Genomic DNA, 16,473 nt, shown 5'->3' with positions numbered 1-16,473 from the left:
AGAACCCATTCCTGTCTCCCACCACAACACACCTAGTTCGCATCGACGATCGCCCCTGTCCCTGACTGCTTCACCCGAAAACCGATTCGCCCCAACGGCTCCGCCGCGTGCGGAAGCGCGTACGAGAACAACGTCGCAAAATCGCGCGAGTCCACGGGACCAGCCTGTGCCCGTTTCAACTGACGAGGAGCCGGATCGTTCGCCAATACCAGAATCAATGCACCGCGAGTCTTCCGATGAAGAGCACCCGCAAGCGGTCCACCGTTCTTCTTCGGGCTGCCCGCAATGTGCTCGATCGCATCGCGCTCACGGACGGCCGTACCGGTGAAACCTGTTCGGTAATCGCGTTCCTGACGCTTGCGATTGACGATCGGAAGTTTCTCGTGCCAACCCTTGATCTCGATCGGCTCCCGGGTCTTGGGGTACGGCAGCAGAACTGCAAAATCCTCGAGCAATCCGGATTCGATTGCGGTCGAAAGCGCTTCGCGGTGGGGACCGAAATCCCACCCGTTCGCCCACTCGAACTGGTCGACGGCCTCTAACACCACATGGGCAGGGACAATGCCGTATCGCGCAGTGAACGATCGCGAAACATCATCCTTGTCAACGAAATTGAAGGACCCTGTTTCGCCCAACGACTTCAATAATGGTGCAACCGCGTCGAAGTGCCGAGCGTTGATCGAACCGTCACCTCGCGGGGGCTGCATCGTGAAGCTGAAACTTTCACCGCCCATGCCTCGATAAACCAGATCGGCGTTGAACATCTTGTTTCGAGCCGTTGGCCTCAGCCACGGCAGCTGCTGAAACACCATCGGCGGCACATCGCGTGGAGTGACCCACGGTTCGCCCTTCTCGTTCACGCCGCTGAACCGAGTGAGCTCGTTCCGGAACTCCTGCTCGTCCCGAACGATCGCCTCGAACGCCTTGTACATGTCGTAGTCCGCGCCGGCGGGTCCGCCAACCGTGCGGCCGATGAACAGGCGCACCAAGTCTCGGTACCCGGGGCGGAATCCGAACCATCGTCCCATCTGCATCAATGTGTCAGCTTGGCCCGTTCGACGCGTGTAATAAGTGATGGTCAGGCCCTCGACCGTGAAGCCGCGACTCAGCTTCGTGCCGCCGACCAGAATCTTCCACACGCCGCGTTCCTGGAAATCGAGGGAATCCTGTTTGTAGTCCTTCTCGGCCGCACCGTTGACCACGATAACGGGGCTGGTTCCCTCGGAAATCTTGTCGTAGGCAGCGCCGATGAAATCCTCCAACTCGGCAAACGAACCAGGATTCTCCAGTTCACTGCCCCGAGCCGCACTCACCACCGCAAAGTCTTCGGCCCAGAGCTTGTCCAGCCGGGAAAGACTCTTGGCCTGGCTGTATCCGGCCGATTTCCACAAGGCCTTGAAGTCGTCGGCTACGGCGTCATGCTCGGCCTGCTTCACCGATTCGTGCACCAGCATCGTGTGGTGCCGATACGGCTTGGCGCCCTTCGATTCCCGGAATAGCTTGATCGCCCCGGTCAGGACAAACGAGTCGAGCGCTCGCAACTGCTCGGCTGAGCGATCCTCGTCGCACTCGGCCCGGAGATCCCGTACGTACGCTTTCTGGTTCGAATTGGCCGGAGTCTTGTCGTCGTCTTCGAGATCGTCTAGATCGTGGAAGTCCGCACCACCCATGTACGGGCCGGGCCGCTCGAGACTGACGATGAAGTCCGAAGGAAAGACGTTGACGCTGTCTTCCGGATCGACAAACACATTGGCAAAAGGTGTTGCGGTGTAACCGATGTACTGGGCACGCTCGAGTAGACCGAGGATCTCAGCAATCTGACCGTTGATCGCCGTCCGCTCGACCTGCTCGGTTTTCATCTTCTTCGGATCGATCGTGTTCACCGATGCCTGATCGGCTTCGTCGTCGATGATCAGGGCAGGAATCTGATCGAGTTCGGTCGGCACTTTCTTCAGATCGGCCACCAGCTTCTTGAGGCTGGAGACGTTCTTCTTCACGACCGCGATGCGAATATTGCTGGGGTACAGATTCTTCGGATCATTCAGCGGAAGGGAGTGATCCACGGTTTCGAAGTGCAGTGCGCTCAGGCCCGCGAGCAGGCTCTTGTAGTCAAAGGTCGAGGTGGTGAGTCGACGGATAGCCGGGATTTCATTGGTCTTGTTCGGATCGATTTCGTGTTCGAGAAAGTTCCCGTCCCGCCAGTCCTCGTCGTTGGCGTAGTCGTCGTCCACACCGGCACTGATGTTTTGACGACCGACCAATTCCATGTCGAGGCGTCGCTGAGTCTGGCTCCGGAGAATCTCGATCGTGCCGGTCAACACGATGACCAAGCGGTACCCAGCGTCGATCGCCTTGGCCACCACGCCGCTGAAATTCGCCGTCTTCCCGCTCTGGACGTAGCCGACCACCAAACCTTTGGACTGATACGGCTCGGGCCGCGTCGGATCCGCAAGCCGGTGCACAACCTCAGTGGTTGCAATGTCCAGCTTTCCGATTGTCGCCTCGTCCCAGTTCTTGTCGGCTAGAACTCGCTTGTAAGCGCGCCAATAGAAGTCGTGCTCGCGGCGGCGTTCGGAGGTGTACCAGGGGTCCCACGGCTGCTGAGCCGCAATGACAACGGGCCCACCTTCGCGAAGGAAGTGCGCATCCATCTCGGCGTGGGCGTCGACCGGCAATCCCAACAAGTCGTAGATCCGAGCCCGCCGTTCCGGACTTTGCGGAACAGTCGAGCCTACCCACGTCTCGACACTTTCCGCATCCCACTGCCGTAGACGCGAGGTGAGCGCCGTTCGTACACCGACAGCACTCTCATCGAGGAACACATCGATGATGTCCGCGATGGTCAGGCCATCCGGATAGCTCGCTCGCAGGCGCGCGTTGACCGGGTAGAGCACGTTCTCGGGCGGAAACCCGTCACCGAGTTCACGCGCAACCGCACGGAATACTTCATCACTCACTGCACTACCTGCTCCCGGTGCGCTGCCACTGCGGAAATCAACACTTCCTGCCACGCCTGCATCTTTTCCCTCTGACGAGCGCCGATTCTCGTTCCTTCGAACATCTCACTCACCAACAGGAAGACAAGCGTCTTGAGCACCGGAGCATCAGCCGGGTCGAGACTGCGACGTCCGAGCAGATCACGCCGAAAACGCGCATTGATCCACAAAGTCCGAGTCTTGAGGTCGACTTCGAAGAACTGATCACGCGCCAAGGCTCGCCAACCCACAGCAACAGGATCATCACCGACGCTGAATTCGAAGGCGTCGCTGAAGGAATCGAGCACGTCTTCCGGAAAGCCGGATGCCGGCTCGATGACGCTAATCGGCCGAGGTGCAGAACTTCGGGCTGCCCGCACGACGCGCTCGGCATCGGTCAGATACGAACGGAATCCACCGTTGCAATCCGTGAAGACGGCCCCGTCGACGGCAGCCGACGCAGTGGCGTCGAGCGTCACCCCCGATTTCTCGGGATTGATGGTGATGTGCTGCAGCAGAGAATCGTTCAGATCGACAGCAATTCGTGCCAATCCGTAGTCCGGTCGGCCCCGCACTATCGCGTTCCAGCCGCCGATCTGCAGGAGTCGATCGTGCCGATAGAAGTAGAGCCCCTGCTGGTCGCGGCCGGGGGCGCCGTGGATGCGAAATTCCGGTGCATTGCTCCGGGCGGGCCACAGGTGAGCTTCGGCGGTTACTGTGGCACCGGCGATCGACACGGTAAGTGTCCGAGGGTAGTTGGGGTCGCCGGTGCGCGGATACCGGAACGGGTCGATGGCACTGACTGTGCGCAGCGCGCCGGCGCGTCCCGCTTCGACGTCGAAGACATCCACAGTCAGAGCGATCCGGCCGGATTCGATGAGACGGTGAAATACGACGCCGAGGTGACTGCGCACGTCGTTGATGGTCTGTTCGAGCCAGCTGGTCTGCTCGTCCGCGTGCGCGGACATGAGAAATGTTGTGATGCCGCGCCATTCGACAACACTTCCGGTGTCGAAGGGAAAGCGGGGCGTGACTGCGTCGAAGAATTCTTCGGCTTGCCGGTCCTCGATCACCGAAACTGACTGACGCCCCTGCACTGAGGCCGAGTCGATCTCGCGGCCCTGCGTCGGGTGCCCGGACTTTCGAGACCACACTCGGAGCAACCGAGCCTGACTCAACGACGCCGCCTTCATCCCTACACCGAAATGACCGAGGTCCTCGGCGGCATAGTCGCGTCGGCGGCCGTAGGTCATCGCGGAATCAATGGTGTCACTGTCCATGCCGGAGCCGTTGTCGATCACCATCATCGACACGATCCGTGTGCCGTCCTGAACGAACCTGATCAGCACGTGGGAGGCCGCGGCGTCGAGGCTGTTGTCGATCAGATCGGCGAGCGCTGTCGCGATGGTGTGGTGCAAGCCGATGGCGCCGGCGAGGGACTCGTCCGCAGCAAGGATCTTGGTGGCCACTATGCGGGTGTCCGCGACGTCAGTCATGGGATGCATCCTTACCGTCTACCTCGTCGATTTCGGATGCTTCGCCGCGCCGCCATGCCGCCTCCAGGAAGTCCAGAACCACGTCTTCACCACGATCTTCGTACGCGCGCAGTATCTTTCGTGGACGGTCTTCGCCGTCCAGACACACTGCTTCGGCGAGAATCCGCACCACATGTCTCTCGGCAGTTCGCAATGGCTCGCGATTGCCAACCTCTGCGAGTGCCTGACGTAGTGGGTCGATGTCAGAGTGGACAATCGCCGGTCGGACCACGCGGAAGGTTCCGTCTTGCCACAGCTCGAGCAACACGTCTTCGCCCTCGACAGCGGAGAGTTCACGCAGGAATCGGCGGATAGTGCCGAACGTCGGCTGCGCTCCGGTCCACCGAACTGCTTGAACGCCGAGGTGGCTCTCCAACTCGATGGTCTCACCGCGAACACAGCCCGCAGCGACCGCAACACCGGCGGGCACCGCAAACCCGGAACCCCGTAGATGATCGGAGGTCACGGTCAGTCGATACCGCCACGTACTACCTGACCGGTACAGGCGGCGAGTCAACTCTGGCGTCTTCGCAGTTTTACGTGTCCGCTTGCGCCGGACGATCCCGTCACCACCAATGTTGAACTCACTGGCTTCTTCAGCCTCTCCCGAAGAAACCGATTCCTCCCCAACGGAATCCGCGCTTCCCCAGGCGTGCAGCCGCCACACTGCGCCGTCGAGCGCCACGCGATCGTCGGCCTCGAGCGCGCGCTCGATCGACCGGTCACTGCGATCGGACTTCAGCAACTCCACAAGCTCGACGACGGACTTCGGCGATCCGACGGCTTCGAGCGCGCCGACTGCCAGATCGGAGATCCGACGCGCACGCGTCAGCGCAGAATCCGCCACTACGACAACGCCGCACCACGCAAGCCACTTCTCCAGTTCGCCGCGTGACATCGACACAACTTCGGCGACGTCGTCGAGTGCAACCACACCGTTGGGGGACTCAAAGTCTTCCAGCAAGGTCTGAGTGCGTTTCTTGGCCGCCGCGACGCCCGGAGCGGCTGCCCAACCGTCAGTCACCTCGAAGTAGTCGTCGAGACGGTCCAGAACCAACCACAGCGGAACTCCGTAACCAGGCACCTCCGCCGCGATGCTCGGATGCACGTCGAGGAGGCGATCAAGCGAAGCTACCGGCTGAATCTCGACGCGCAGGCTGGCAAGCAGGTTCCCCACGGCTGTCCCGAATCCGCACGCCGCGTTGAGTTTGGCTTTCACGTCGGCCTCGATCTGCCCGACCCGCCCCGAGCCCACTCCGAGCTTGGCTCCGATCGCTCCCCTACGCTGCGGCACTCGCGCTACGATCCGCTCACGCAACACCAACGACTCCCGCTCGTCCAACTGGGAGAAGAGATTGTCGATTTCGTCCATCGCGTCGGTACGGTCGGTGTCGGGCAAGTCGTTCGGCGTCAGAGCCGAGATCCGGGCGGCGACTTCCTGAATCGAGGCCGGAGATTCGTCGTCGATCTCGACGGTGACGAGTGGTCTGCTGTCCTGACCTCGGACCCGTCGCCACATAGCAAGCTGAGCGAGATCGTCGAGCAGCGCTGTGATCGCGGGTGGGGCACCTGCTTCCTCATTGGCCTCGACGCGGGCGAGCGGAGTCGTCATGACCGCACAGACCAACAGGTTGAGCACTATGTCGTGCACCGTCTGTTCGCTCGTTCCGCGCACGCCGAAGATCTCAGCGGTCGTGTGCATCAGCAGTCCGCCGATTGCTTTGTCGGTGGTGAGCCGAGACAGTGCAGTCACTGCGCGAGTATCGAGACTCAACACCTCCAACGGGAGATCTTCACCAAGTAGCGGAAAGCTCGCTCTCAATACCGCTGCCGCGTGGTGAGCGATGTAGAGGGACGCCAGCTCGGAGAGAACCTTCTCGAGATCGACCTCGAGAACAGTGAACGACGGCGCTTCGCTGAACCACCAATCAGGTGACGGTGCCAGCGGCTCGAGCAGCGCAGCACGATCGGATACGTAGTCGTCCAGCCAAGGAAACAGATCGACCCACAGCGTCTGACTCAGCTCGTTCGCGGGAAGCGAGTTCACACCCAACGTCAACGCACTACTCCCACTCACGGATACCTTCATTGCGGTCAAAACCGACCGCGATGTCGGTAACAAGTTACTGCAGCTCGTGAGCGGTCGCAGCGCCGGACCCGCTTACCCGACAGTCAGACTTCTCCGCTCAGTCGACGGCGGTGAAACCCTTCGCCCGATCTTTGTCGGCCGAGGTCCACAGCGTCGTCGACAGTTCGGCCTTCACCAGCGGGATAACCTCTTCCGCAAATCGGCGCAGGGTGTCCTTCTGCTGCTCGAAGTCGAGCACGTGATTGACCGACACCGATTGGAAATCGTGGCCGTAGCTCTCGTGATAATCGAGGATCTTCTCGGCGACTCGCTCCGAAGACCCGACCAATGCCGGCCCACGGTCGACGGCTTCCTCGATGGTCCGGAAGCTTGTCGACTTTCCGACCGCTTTGGGATCGTGCTTGCGTTTGTCGGCCTGCGCAACGGCGCCTTCGTAGATCGGACGGAACTCTTCGATGGCCTGCTCGGTCGTGTCGGCGAGGAACAATCCGCCCGAACCCGAACCGACATACGCCTTGGCCGGGTCATGTCCGTACGCCAGGTACTGCTCGCGGTAGTGGTCGATCAGCACTTTGTAGTTCTCACGAGGCTGGAAGGCGTTGGCGGTGACGATGGGGTCACCCCACTTCGCCGCGAGTTCGACGGCCTCGAACGAGGTAGCCGATCCGTGCCAGATACGGAACGGGCCGTCGAAAGGACGCGGTAGCGTCGTCGCGTCCTCGAGCGAAGGCCGGTGCGTTCCCACCCACTTGACGTTTTCCTCGCTGATCAGCAGTTTGAGGAGTTCGTAGTTCTCGGTGAGGTACTCGTACTGCTTGGCGATGTCCAGACCGAGGAGCGGGTATTGAAGAACCTCGTTGCCCTTGCCGATCACGATCTCGAGGCGTCCCCGGCTGAGTTGATCGATGGTTCCGAAATCTTCGGCGACTCGGATCGGGTCGAGTAGCGAAAGGACCGTGACACCCGTCGAGAGCAGGATTCTGTCCGTGGCCTGCGCAATCGCCCCCAAAACGACGGTTGGCGCCGACGAAAGAACCGGCCCGGCATGGCGCTCACCCACCGAGAACGAATCGATACCCAGTTCTTCGGCGAGAACCGCCAGTTCGACGACGCGGTTGAGCCGATCGGACGGGGCAACTTCCTCGCCGGTCACTGGATGGGGTGGGTTGAAAATGATGTCCAGAACCTGAAAACGCATGACCCGTCTTTCTCGATAACCGCACAGCGCGCCTGTCCCTCGGAGGCTAGTGCGCGACTCGTCGACGGATCCGCCATCCGAGGACGCCCCTGACACGGCGAAATCACGAAAAACCCTATTCAACAACTACTTTCGACTCAATGGCATCATTCGGTCGATAAAACTCTCCCCGATCCGAAGTCGACCGAAAACATGCCGCACTCCCGCCAGGCAGGACCTGTGTCACCAACCAAACGAGCGCACGGTAAACATGAAGTACTAAGAGTGCGTTCCCTTATCGTTAAGAGGTACTTGATATGAACGGTGCGGCAGCCATCGGTGATGGCATATTTCAGATTCCTGTCCCGATCACGGACAACCCGCTCGGGCACACGCTCGTCTACGCCATGGAATCCCCCGGCGGACTGATCTTGGTCGACGCTGGTTGGGGCGACGACAACGGCTGGCAGGGCCTCAACGCCGGGCTCGCCGAGATCGGGCATTCGGTGACCGACATCGAGGGCGTCGTGGTCACGCACTTCCATCCGGACCACACCGGCCTGTGCGGACGGGTCCGCGAGGCATCCGGCGCCTGGATCGCCATGCACGAGGACGACCACTACTTGTTCGATCAGATGGCCACTGCGCGTAACGAGGAGTGGATGGCGTACCAGCTCGACAACATGGAACGTGCCGGAGCGCCCGCAGCTGACCGTGATGCATTCCGACTGGCTGCCGCGGGTGAGTCTCCGGTGGGCCCCGAGTCCGCTCCCGACCGCCTTCTCGCGGACGACGAAATCATCGCGCTCACCGGCCGCGGCCTCCGCGTTGTCTACACCCCCGGCCACACGCCTGGTCACGTCTGCTTCTACCTCGACGACGCCGACGTCATGTTCACCGGCGACCACGTCCTGCAGAAGACCACACCACACGTCGGCAACTTCGTGTACCCCCTCGACGAGCGTGATGCCCTCGCCGATTTCCTCGACTCGCTCGCACGGGTGCAGAACATGAACATCACCCGCGGTCTCGGCGCACACGGCATTCCGATCGACGACGTCGGAGGTCGCGCCGGCGAGCTGATCGAGCATCACCAGGAGCGACTCGATCACCTGCTGCAGGAGTTCGCCGACGACAAGCTCACGGTGTGGGACGTCGCGGCAAAGATGAAGTGGTACAAGCCGTGGGCCGAGATCTCCCCGATGGGAAAGACGATGGCGCTCTCCGAGGGCGCAGCTCACCTTCGCCATCTGGTTGCCCGAGAGCAGGTCTCTCAGGTTCCCGGCTCCGAGCCAGCGCTCTTCGCTCGCTCCGTCTGAAAGATCAGGGCCGACAAGCACTCCGCTCGTCGGCCATGATCTCTATTCCGCTTCGGCCTGATCGACTATTCGGGTCGACGCCGATCGCGGCACCACCACCACCGGAACCGGTAAGTACCGCACGATCTTCGCCGCCCGACTGCCGAGGAACACCCGCGCCAGTGGACCTGCCTTGCTCGAGCCGACAGTCAGAACGTCACCTCGGTCCCACTCGACGCCCTCGAGCGCCTCGGCCCAGTTACGACCATGGCTGATAACCGATTCCATGACGTCGGGTATTTCGGGCAGTGCACGCACGCGCTCGAAGGCAGCGTTGGTCTCGCGCTCGACCACCTCGGCCCACTCAGAGATGATCGGTGAATCCCCCTCGGTCCCGAGCGTGGTCGTGTACTGCGCGTTTGCGCGAACTGCAAACGCCGCCAGTCTGAGTCCGGCATCGACACGCGCAGCCACGGTCGCGGCGGCGAGCACCAGATCGTCTTGATCGGGTGTGCCCGAGTATGCGGCGGTGACGCGGCGAACCACCTCACCGGGCTTGGTTCGAAATCCCCTCGGCGCCAGGGCGACCGGAACGTCGGAGCTGTGCAGCAAGCGTGAGGTGACACTGCCGAGAGCCACGTGACCGAACACCCCGGCCGTAGACGAATCCAGGACGATCATCTTGGCTTCGTGCTCGTGAACGAGATCGAGCAGGCCACTCGACGTCGACTGAGCCTCATGCACGACATAGGTTACGTCGACGTCGGAGGGCATGTCTGCCCGCGCTTTCGCCAGTGCCGCTTCGGCTTCGGCTCGCAATTGCTGGTGGTATTCGGCGTCGACACGCGCCATCCCGGGCGGTGGCGGCGAGGGAATCACCGCGCAGATCACCAGCGGTTCACCGGACGAGCGCGCCAACAGCGTTGCCAGATGGACGGTTCCGGAGCTGTCACCGTCGGGTGCGTATCCCGCGAGCAACGTCATGACTCGGACTCCGATCCCAGTTCGGCGCGGTTCTTCGCCCCGAGGCGCGAGTGCTTCATACCGTAGGCGAAGTACCAGATGATCGCGACGGTCACCCAGACGAGGAATACGTAGATCGTGACGGTTCGGAGGTCCTTGATGATCCACAGGCAGCCCAGGATCGAGAGGATCGGCGTCACCGGATAGCCGGGAACTTTGAAGCTGCGCGGCAGGTCCGGGTCACTGCGCCGCAGGATGATGACCCCGACCGAGACCACGAGGAAGGCCACCAGAGTTCCGATGCTGGTCATTTCGGCGAGGAAGTTGATCGGAATGAAACCGGCCAGAATGCTGATGACGACGCAGACGATGATGGTGTTGGGCACCGGCGTCAGAGTCCGCGGGTTCACCTTGTGGAAGATCGACGGAATCATGCCGTCGCGTGACATCGCGAACAGGATCCGGGTCTGACCGTAGATGACCACGAGCGTGACGCTGCAGATCGAGATCACCGCACCGGCGGCCAGAAGTGTTCCCGGCCAGGTAGATCCGGTCACCTGTTCGAGGATGGCGGACAGTCCGGCTTCCTGACCTTCGAACGAAGCGGAATCCTGTGCACCGATCGCGACGGCGACAACAGCGATGTAGATCGCGGTGACAGACACGAGCGCAATGAGGATCGCGAGAGGGAGATTGCGACGAGGGTTCTTCACTTCTTCGCCGGCGGTGGACACAGCGTCGAGGCCGATGTACGAGAAGAAGATGATTCCGGCGGCGGACATGACGCCACTGAATCCGAACGGTGCGAAGTCGGCGAAGTGATTGCTGTTCCATCCGGCGATGCCGACCACGATGAAGAGCAACAGAATTGCGAGTTTGATCGAGACCATGATGGCGTTGGCCTTGGCCGATTCACTGGCGCCGCGGATGAGCAGAACACCGCACAGGCACACCAGGATCACTGCGGGCAGATTGATGATGCCGCCCTGCTCCGGCGCTTGTGACAACGCGTCGGGAATCTGGAACCCGAAGAGGTTGCCAAGCAGCTGGTTCAAGTATTGCGACCATCCGACGGACACCGCCGCGGCCGATACTCCGTACTCGAGAAGCAGACACGCTCCGACGGCCATGGCCGGAAGCTCTCCGAGCGTCGCGTAAGCGTAGGAATACGACGAGCCCGACGCCGGGACAGCTCCGGCCAACTCCGCGTAACAGATCGCCGTGAGTCCCGCGACGACACCGGCAACAACGAAGGAGATGATGACCGCCGGACCCGCAACCGGGACTGCCTGCGAGAGGACGAAGAAGATACCGGTGCCGATCGTGGCGCCGATGCCGAACATGGACAACTGCGCCAAACCGATACTGCGGGTCAGCTCGCCGCCGTTGGTATCTGCGCCGGTCTCCTGGTCTATCTGCAAAGCCGGCTTGCGCCGAAGTACGTGTTTGACGAGAGTAGCCATCGACGCTCCTCTAGAGTGCCTGGTAGGAAACTGTTGTATCCTCATACTGCACGCAAGTGTCCTGCGACACAACTGTTGGAGCAAAGTTGTCCAGCTCACGCCAACCGTCCGGTCTGGAAAGCCCGGATCGTGAACCGCCTTCGGAGAAAACGGGGAGATCATGACCGGACCGACCATCACCGTCGACCTGCGTCGTATCGAACAGAATGCGCGCGTCCTCGTCGAGGCGTCCAGCGCTCACGGTATATCGGTGGCCGGTGTCAGCAAATCTACGTGCGGATCCCCCAAGGTGGCACGAGCAATGGTCCGCGGCGGCGTCACGCAGATCGCCGACTCCCGCCTGGACAACCTGGCCCGCATTCGCCGCGACGGCATCACCGTTCCCCTGATGCTGATCCGCGCACCGTCGCTGAACGAGATCGACGACACGATCCGCTACGCGGACATCAGCCTCAACTCCGAGTTGACGACGATTGCTGCTCTGGGCAGAGCAGCACAAACGCGAGGCGTAGTCCACGACATCGTGCTGATGATCGACCTCGGAGATCTCCGCGAAGGAATCCTGCCGGCGGAGGCGCTGGACGTAGTCGCTGAAATCCTTCCTATCGAGGGCATCAGACTGATCGGAATCGGCGCGAACCTCGCGTGCGTCGGTGGCATCCAACCGACCGTCGACAACCTGTCGAATCTGGTCTACCTAGCCGACGAAATCACGAAGCGGTTCTCGATCGAACTGCCGATCGTTTCCGGCGGCAATACGTTCTCGCTGCCACTACTCGAGACGGGCACGATGCCCGAGGGGATCAACCATCTGCGTTTGGGCGCCAGCATCGTACTGGCCGAATCACCCACTCCCCCCGGACTGTACGAACTGCTGAACAACGATGCCTTCACTCTCACCGCGGACATCATCGAGGCCAAGGTCAAGCCGTCGCGGCCGTACGGCGTCTCAGGCGAAGACGCATTCGGCCGACGCCCCGTCTTCGACAACGAGGACAAGCCGAGCCGACGCCTGATCTTGTCCATCGGCCGCGAGGACATCTCGCCGGAAGGCTTGACCCCGATCGATCCGCGTCTGAAGGTGATCAGCGCCAGTAGCGATCACCTCCTCGTCGACGCCGGAGAAACAGGCGACGAATACCGACTGGGTGGCACCGTCGACTTCACGATCGATTACGGCGCGCTCTTGATGGCGATGACATCGCCCTACGTCGAAAAGCGCTACGTCCTGGGCACCGAACCGATCGATGCCAATGCGACCGTCGAATTGATCGACCTCGAAACTACCGGGCTGGCAAGCCATCTCCTCGATCACGGCCTACGTGAGGACATGTCCGGAATCGGTTTCGACTGCATTCAAGCCGAGAATGCCGCTGCGGATCTCACAACGCTGCCGCTGTGGCTCACTGCCGAAGCCTGGCAGAACACCAGAATTCCGATCGCCACCGAACCTGGAACCGATTTGGGTGCAATCATTTTCGCCTCCCACGGCGATATCGAACAATTGCTGTCGTCGGCGGCGGATCTGCACGGCCCCAGTTTGGAGAACACCGTCTTGGTGGGCGTCAAGGACGCCACGGTCGATCACAAGCGCGCACTCGACGAGTACGGGGTATTGCTGGTGACGATCGACGAGATCGATCGCCATGGCATGGCGGCCTTGATGCCTCGCGTTCTCGCCGCGGCGGGACAGGGTGTGAACGGCGTCCACGTCCACTTCGACATGGACATCATCGACGGACGTGTTCTCGGAGTCGACGACACGACACATCTGGGCGGCCTCACGTTCCGAGAGGCTCACCTCGCCGCCGAATTCATCAGCGAGACCGGCCTGACGAGATCGATTTCGATCGGCAGCGTCGCGGCAGCGGATTCCGATCCTCTCGGCCGTCAGGCGACCTTCGTCGACGGACTGGTTGCATCGCTGCTCGGGCGCAAGGTGGTCAAAGCCTGACGTTGTCGGCAGCCCTTGCGAGAATCGTTCGATGATCATGCGGAGCCCCGGTCAGCACGTATTCATCGCACTCGGCACGCCATGGATCGATGCTGTGGTCGCGTTTCTCGAACCCCGGGCCCGTGTCGATCCCTGGATCATGCGCGGAAAGATGGCCATCGGTGACCTGCTGGTCACGGTTCTCGACACCACTCCTCGCGCGGTGCTCTGCATCGAGACCGTGGCTGCGCCCTTCGACGGCACGTCGCCGATGGAAGTCGATGAACGCCCGTACGAACTCCACGGTTTGCCCACCGTTCCAGAACTCGAACAACGATGGTCCATCACGTTTCCCACGGATCCTGGGCCGGTCGACGACGCACTGGCCGACCGGATTCTCACGGCCGGCCAGTCACACTATGCGCACTACTTCGGCGACATCGACACGCTGGATCCGACGTCCACAGCTGCCCACGCCCGAACGTTGATGAACGAGCGGGGCAACTGCACAGGTTGCAGCTCACCGATGCCGTTGCGAAAGTTCAACAGCAGCGATCGCCTTCACTTTCATTCCGCATCACGGATCTTCAGGCAGGCTGAACCTGGTGACGACTACCCAGCCGTCCTGTGCCGCAAGTGCACCGGAAGGATGGCCACGTCTGGGCACACCAACTTCATCGACTACATGCTGGCGAAGAATCCGTCGTGCCCACTCTGCGGTGCACACAGAACCGCTCAGTGTGCACCGGGGATGCCGGTCCATCCGTTCGATCACCTACCGTGGCTCGCCGTAACTGGCTGCGTCGTGGGACCGGACACCCCGGAATGGACGTGCCGAGCGTGCAGTCACTCATGGGGACAGATGTTCCCGCCGGATCACCCGCAGCACGACTGATCAGTTCGCGGCGAAGCCGGGAAGCCGATCGATGTCCGCGATGATCGAATACTCCGCGGCGTCACCCTGGAGGATTCGACTCTGCTCGCCGTGGACGTCGACGGGGACGTCGCCGGCCAATGTCACTCGGTGCACACTGCGCGCCTGAGTCCCGTAGTCGGCGATACCGTAATGCTGAGTCGCCTGGTTGTCCCAGATCGCCAGGTCGCCGGCCGACCAGTTCCATCGAACAGTGTTTTCCAACTTGATGATTCGTGCCTGCAGGATCTGGTAAAGAGCTACCGACTCCGACGGTTTGAGCCCGACGAACTCCTTGAAGAAGTGACCGAGCAGGAGGGTCTTCTCCCCCGTCGCCGGATGGATACGCACCACCGGATGTTCGGTCTCGTAGATCTCACGGGTGAATTCGGCGTAGTAGGCCTGGCGCTGCGCGTCTACCGGGTTCGCCTGATCGACAACCTCGGCATAGTCGTAGGCATTGGTGTGAACGGCCCGCAAATTCTCGACCAAGACCTTGAGTGAAGACGGCAGTTGGTCGTACGCGGCGGTGGTCGACGCCCACGTGGTCGCTCCGCCGTACTCGGGAATGGTCGTCGCTCGCAGAATCGAGGCTTTCGGGATGCGGTCGACAAACGTCACGTCCGTGTGCCAACTGTTGGCGGCTCGGTCGAGCACCAACAGCTTGTCGCCCCTGGACTTCACCGTCGGATGCGGGGTGGTCTGGGTGCCGAGGGTTCCGGCGAATTCGTACTGCGACGTGTCGTCGAGATGATGCTGCCCACGGAAGAACACAACCTTGTGCGCTGCCAGCGCATAGTTGATCGCGTAGGCGGTCTCTTCGGACAGATCCCCCGAGAGGTGTACGCCGTCGATGCGGGCGCCGATCAGCTCACCGACCTTGTGGACAGTGATTCCACCGGCAGCGTAGATCTGCTCCGGGGTCTGGGTGACACGTTCGAGTTCGGTGACGGACATGGCGATCTCCTGTGAGTCGGTCAAGCCTACGGGCGCGGCAGTCGTCATGGCGCCGCCTACTGTGAACACTCAATCATTTACGCTGCGGGCTCGAATACGGTTGAACTCGAGGTGATCTCAAAGTTCACCGCTCCCTCGTCGGAGAATACTGCCGCTCACTGGGACGAGGCCGTCGTCGTTGTCGTCATGAGCTGTAGCGTGCGATCTGCCGCACCCACGTCTACGGAGGACAGCATGCAACCCGAGGGCCCTGCCGAACAGATTCGTTCAACGCTCGCTCGCATCGCGCATCTTGCCGACACCGGCTCGGTCGAGGATTACGTGGAGCAGTTCACCCGCGAGGCCGAATGGAACATGCCCGCCAATCCCGATCGCGGTATCCCCGCACAGGTACGACGTGGCCGCGAAGAAATTGCTGCTGGAGTAGTCGAGCGTCGAGCCGCCGGCATACAAGGCCCGGGCACATTCACACGCCACGTCACCACGGCGATCGCCGTGGACGTGACCTCGGAAACGACAGCCCGCGCGGATGCGGTGTGGACGTTCTACGTCGACACGACCACAACCCCCAAGCTCAGCGGCGTCGGGAGCTACGCGGACGAGTTCGAACTCGAAGATGGGCGGTGGCGACTCTCGCGACGGGTGATTTCGCGCGGCTGACGCTCAGTCTTCTTCGCCGGTGATCGCCTCACACCAGTCTTCGACCTGATCGATCCCCTCTTCCGTCCATTCGGGGCTCATGTCTTCGAGTGCATCGAAGACCACCTCGCAGGTCAGCATCTCCGGTGAACCCTCCGACCCCGCTGCCTCGGTTCCCTCCGCAGACGCTGTCGCAACTGGGCCGGCGGCCAGCGCAACCGCCATCGCGCCTGTTCCGACCATCGCTTTCACACGCATCGGTTCTCCTCCTTCACTCTCGCTTCGGTCCTCGGGGTACCCGACTCGGCCCGCCCTACCCATCGCCGTCACTCATGTCCGACTTTCGGCGCCGACGGCATAGACTGAGCTCGTCGCCACCACGCTCTCGCAGCGTCGGGGCGACAGATACACAGCTGGATCAGAATCGGAAGGCATCCCATTACAGAATCTCCCGCTCCGCACGACATCTACTTCGTACCCCCGGAGCAGGACAGCCCCAATCCTGTGGAGCCGGCGTCGGCCGCGTCACGC

General features: G+C 61.7%; 12 protein-coding genes. 4 read left to right on the top strand and 8 right to left on the bottom strand.

Annotated features, from left to right (window positions below):
* Positions 1–32 precede the first annotated feature (32 nt).
* The 4 genes from YH3_RS21940 to YH3_RS21925 all read right to left on the bottom strand — a co-directional run bounded on the left by YH3_RS21940 (position 33) and on the right by YH3_RS21925 (position 7,797).
* Positions 33–2,957, bottom strand: coding sequence for a Z1 domain-containing protein (locus YH3_RS21940; protein ID WP_064444054.1), 2,925 nt, complete (start codon positions 2,955–2,957; stop codon positions 33–35).
* Positions 2,954–4,471 (bottom strand): ATP-binding protein, encoded by a 1,518-nt coding sequence (locus YH3_RS21935; protein WP_064444053.1) that lies wholly within the window; start codon positions 4,469–4,471, stop codon positions 2,954–2,956. The genes YH3_RS21940 and YH3_RS21935 overlap by 4 nt, the downstream gene beginning before the upstream one ends.
* Positions 4,464–6,587, bottom strand: a complete 2,124-nt coding sequence (locus tag YH3_RS21930; protein WP_238592679.1) for a hypothetical protein — start codon at positions 6,585–6,587, stop codon at positions 4,464–4,466. Before YH3_RS21930 ends, YH3_RS21935 begins: the two co-directional genes overlap by 8 nt.
* 109 nt (positions 6,588–6,696) lie before the next feature.
* Entirely contained in the window at positions 6,697–7,797 is a 1,101-nt protein-coding gene (locus YH3_RS21925; protein WP_054825837.1) for an LLM class flavin-dependent oxidoreductase, read from the bottom strand.
* 296 nt (positions 7,798–8,093) lie between these two features.
* Here YH3_RS21925 and YH3_RS21920 point away from each other — a divergent pair, with 296 nt between their 5' ends.
* Positions 8,094–9,095: an MBL fold metallo-hydrolase gene (locus YH3_RS21920; protein WP_058037188.1), complete on the top strand. Its 1,002-nt coding sequence runs from the start codon at positions 8,094–8,096 to the stop codon at positions 9,093–9,095.
* Between the two features lie 42 nt (positions 9,096–9,137).
* On the opposite strand, the gene YH3_RS21915 is transcribed toward YH3_RS21920, so the two are convergent.
* Both YH3_RS21915 and YH3_RS21910 read right to left on the bottom strand, forming a co-directional pair.
* Positions 9,138–10,058, bottom strand: a complete 921-nt coding sequence (locus YH3_RS21915; protein ID WP_064444052.1) for a universal stress protein — start codon at positions 10,056–10,058, stop codon at positions 9,138–9,140.
* Positions 10,055–11,500 (bottom strand): amino acid permease, encoded by a 1,446-nt coding sequence (locus tag YH3_RS21910; RefSeq protein WP_007729264.1) that lies wholly within the window; start codon positions 11,498–11,500, stop codon positions 10,055–10,057. Before YH3_RS21910 ends, YH3_RS21915 begins: the two co-directional genes overlap by 4 nt.
* Before the next feature lie 160 nt (positions 11,501–11,660).
* Here YH3_RS21910 and YH3_RS21905 point away from each other — a divergent pair, with 160 nt between their 5' ends.
* Both YH3_RS21905 and YH3_RS21900 read left to right on the top strand, forming a co-directional pair.
* Positions 11,661–13,454 (top strand): alanine racemase, encoded by a 1,794-nt coding sequence (locus YH3_RS21905; RefSeq protein WP_064444051.1) that lies wholly within the window; start codon positions 11,661–11,663, stop codon positions 13,452–13,454.
* Positions 13,455–13,485: 31 nt separating this feature from the next.
* On the top strand, positions 13,486–14,328 hold the full coding sequence (locus YH3_RS21900; RefSeq protein ID WP_064444050.1) for a hypothetical protein: 843 nt from the start codon (positions 13,486–13,488) through the stop codon (positions 14,326–14,328).
* Here YH3_RS21900 and YH3_RS21895 read toward each other — a convergent pair whose 3' ends face one another.
* Positions 14,329–15,303 carry a TauD/TfdA family dioxygenase gene (locus YH3_RS21895; protein ID WP_003940665.1) on the bottom strand — a complete coding sequence of 325 codons (975 nt, stop codon included), beginning with the start codon at positions 15,301–15,303 and terminating at the stop codon, positions 14,329–14,331. It lies immediately after the preceding gene.
* A gap of 111 nt (positions 15,304–15,414) precedes the next feature.
* Between YH3_RS21895 and YH3_RS21890 the strand changes: the two genes are divergently transcribed.
* A complete protein-coding gene (locus YH3_RS21890) occupies positions 15,415–15,963 on the top strand; it encodes a nuclear transport factor 2 family protein (protein ID WP_238592678.1) in 549 nt (182 codons plus the stop codon).
* Positions 15,964–15,966: 3 nt separating this feature from the next.
* On the opposite strand, the gene YH3_RS21885 is transcribed toward YH3_RS21890, so the two are convergent.
* A complete protein-coding gene (locus tag YH3_RS21885; protein ID WP_064444049.1) occupies positions 15,967–16,200 on the bottom strand; it encodes a hypothetical protein in 234 nt (77 codons plus the stop codon).
* Between the last annotated feature and the right edge of the window lie 273 nt (positions 16,201–16,473).

This window comes from Rhodococcus sp. YH3-3 (assembly GCF_001653035.1).
In the GTDB taxonomy this organism is placed as follows: domain Bacteria; phylum Actinomycetota; class Actinomycetes; order Mycobacteriales; family Mycobacteriaceae; genus Rhodococcus_F; species Rhodococcus_F qingshengii.
The sequence above is the reverse complement of the archived record's forward strand: the minus strand, read 5'-3'. Positions and strand labels throughout refer to the sequence as shown.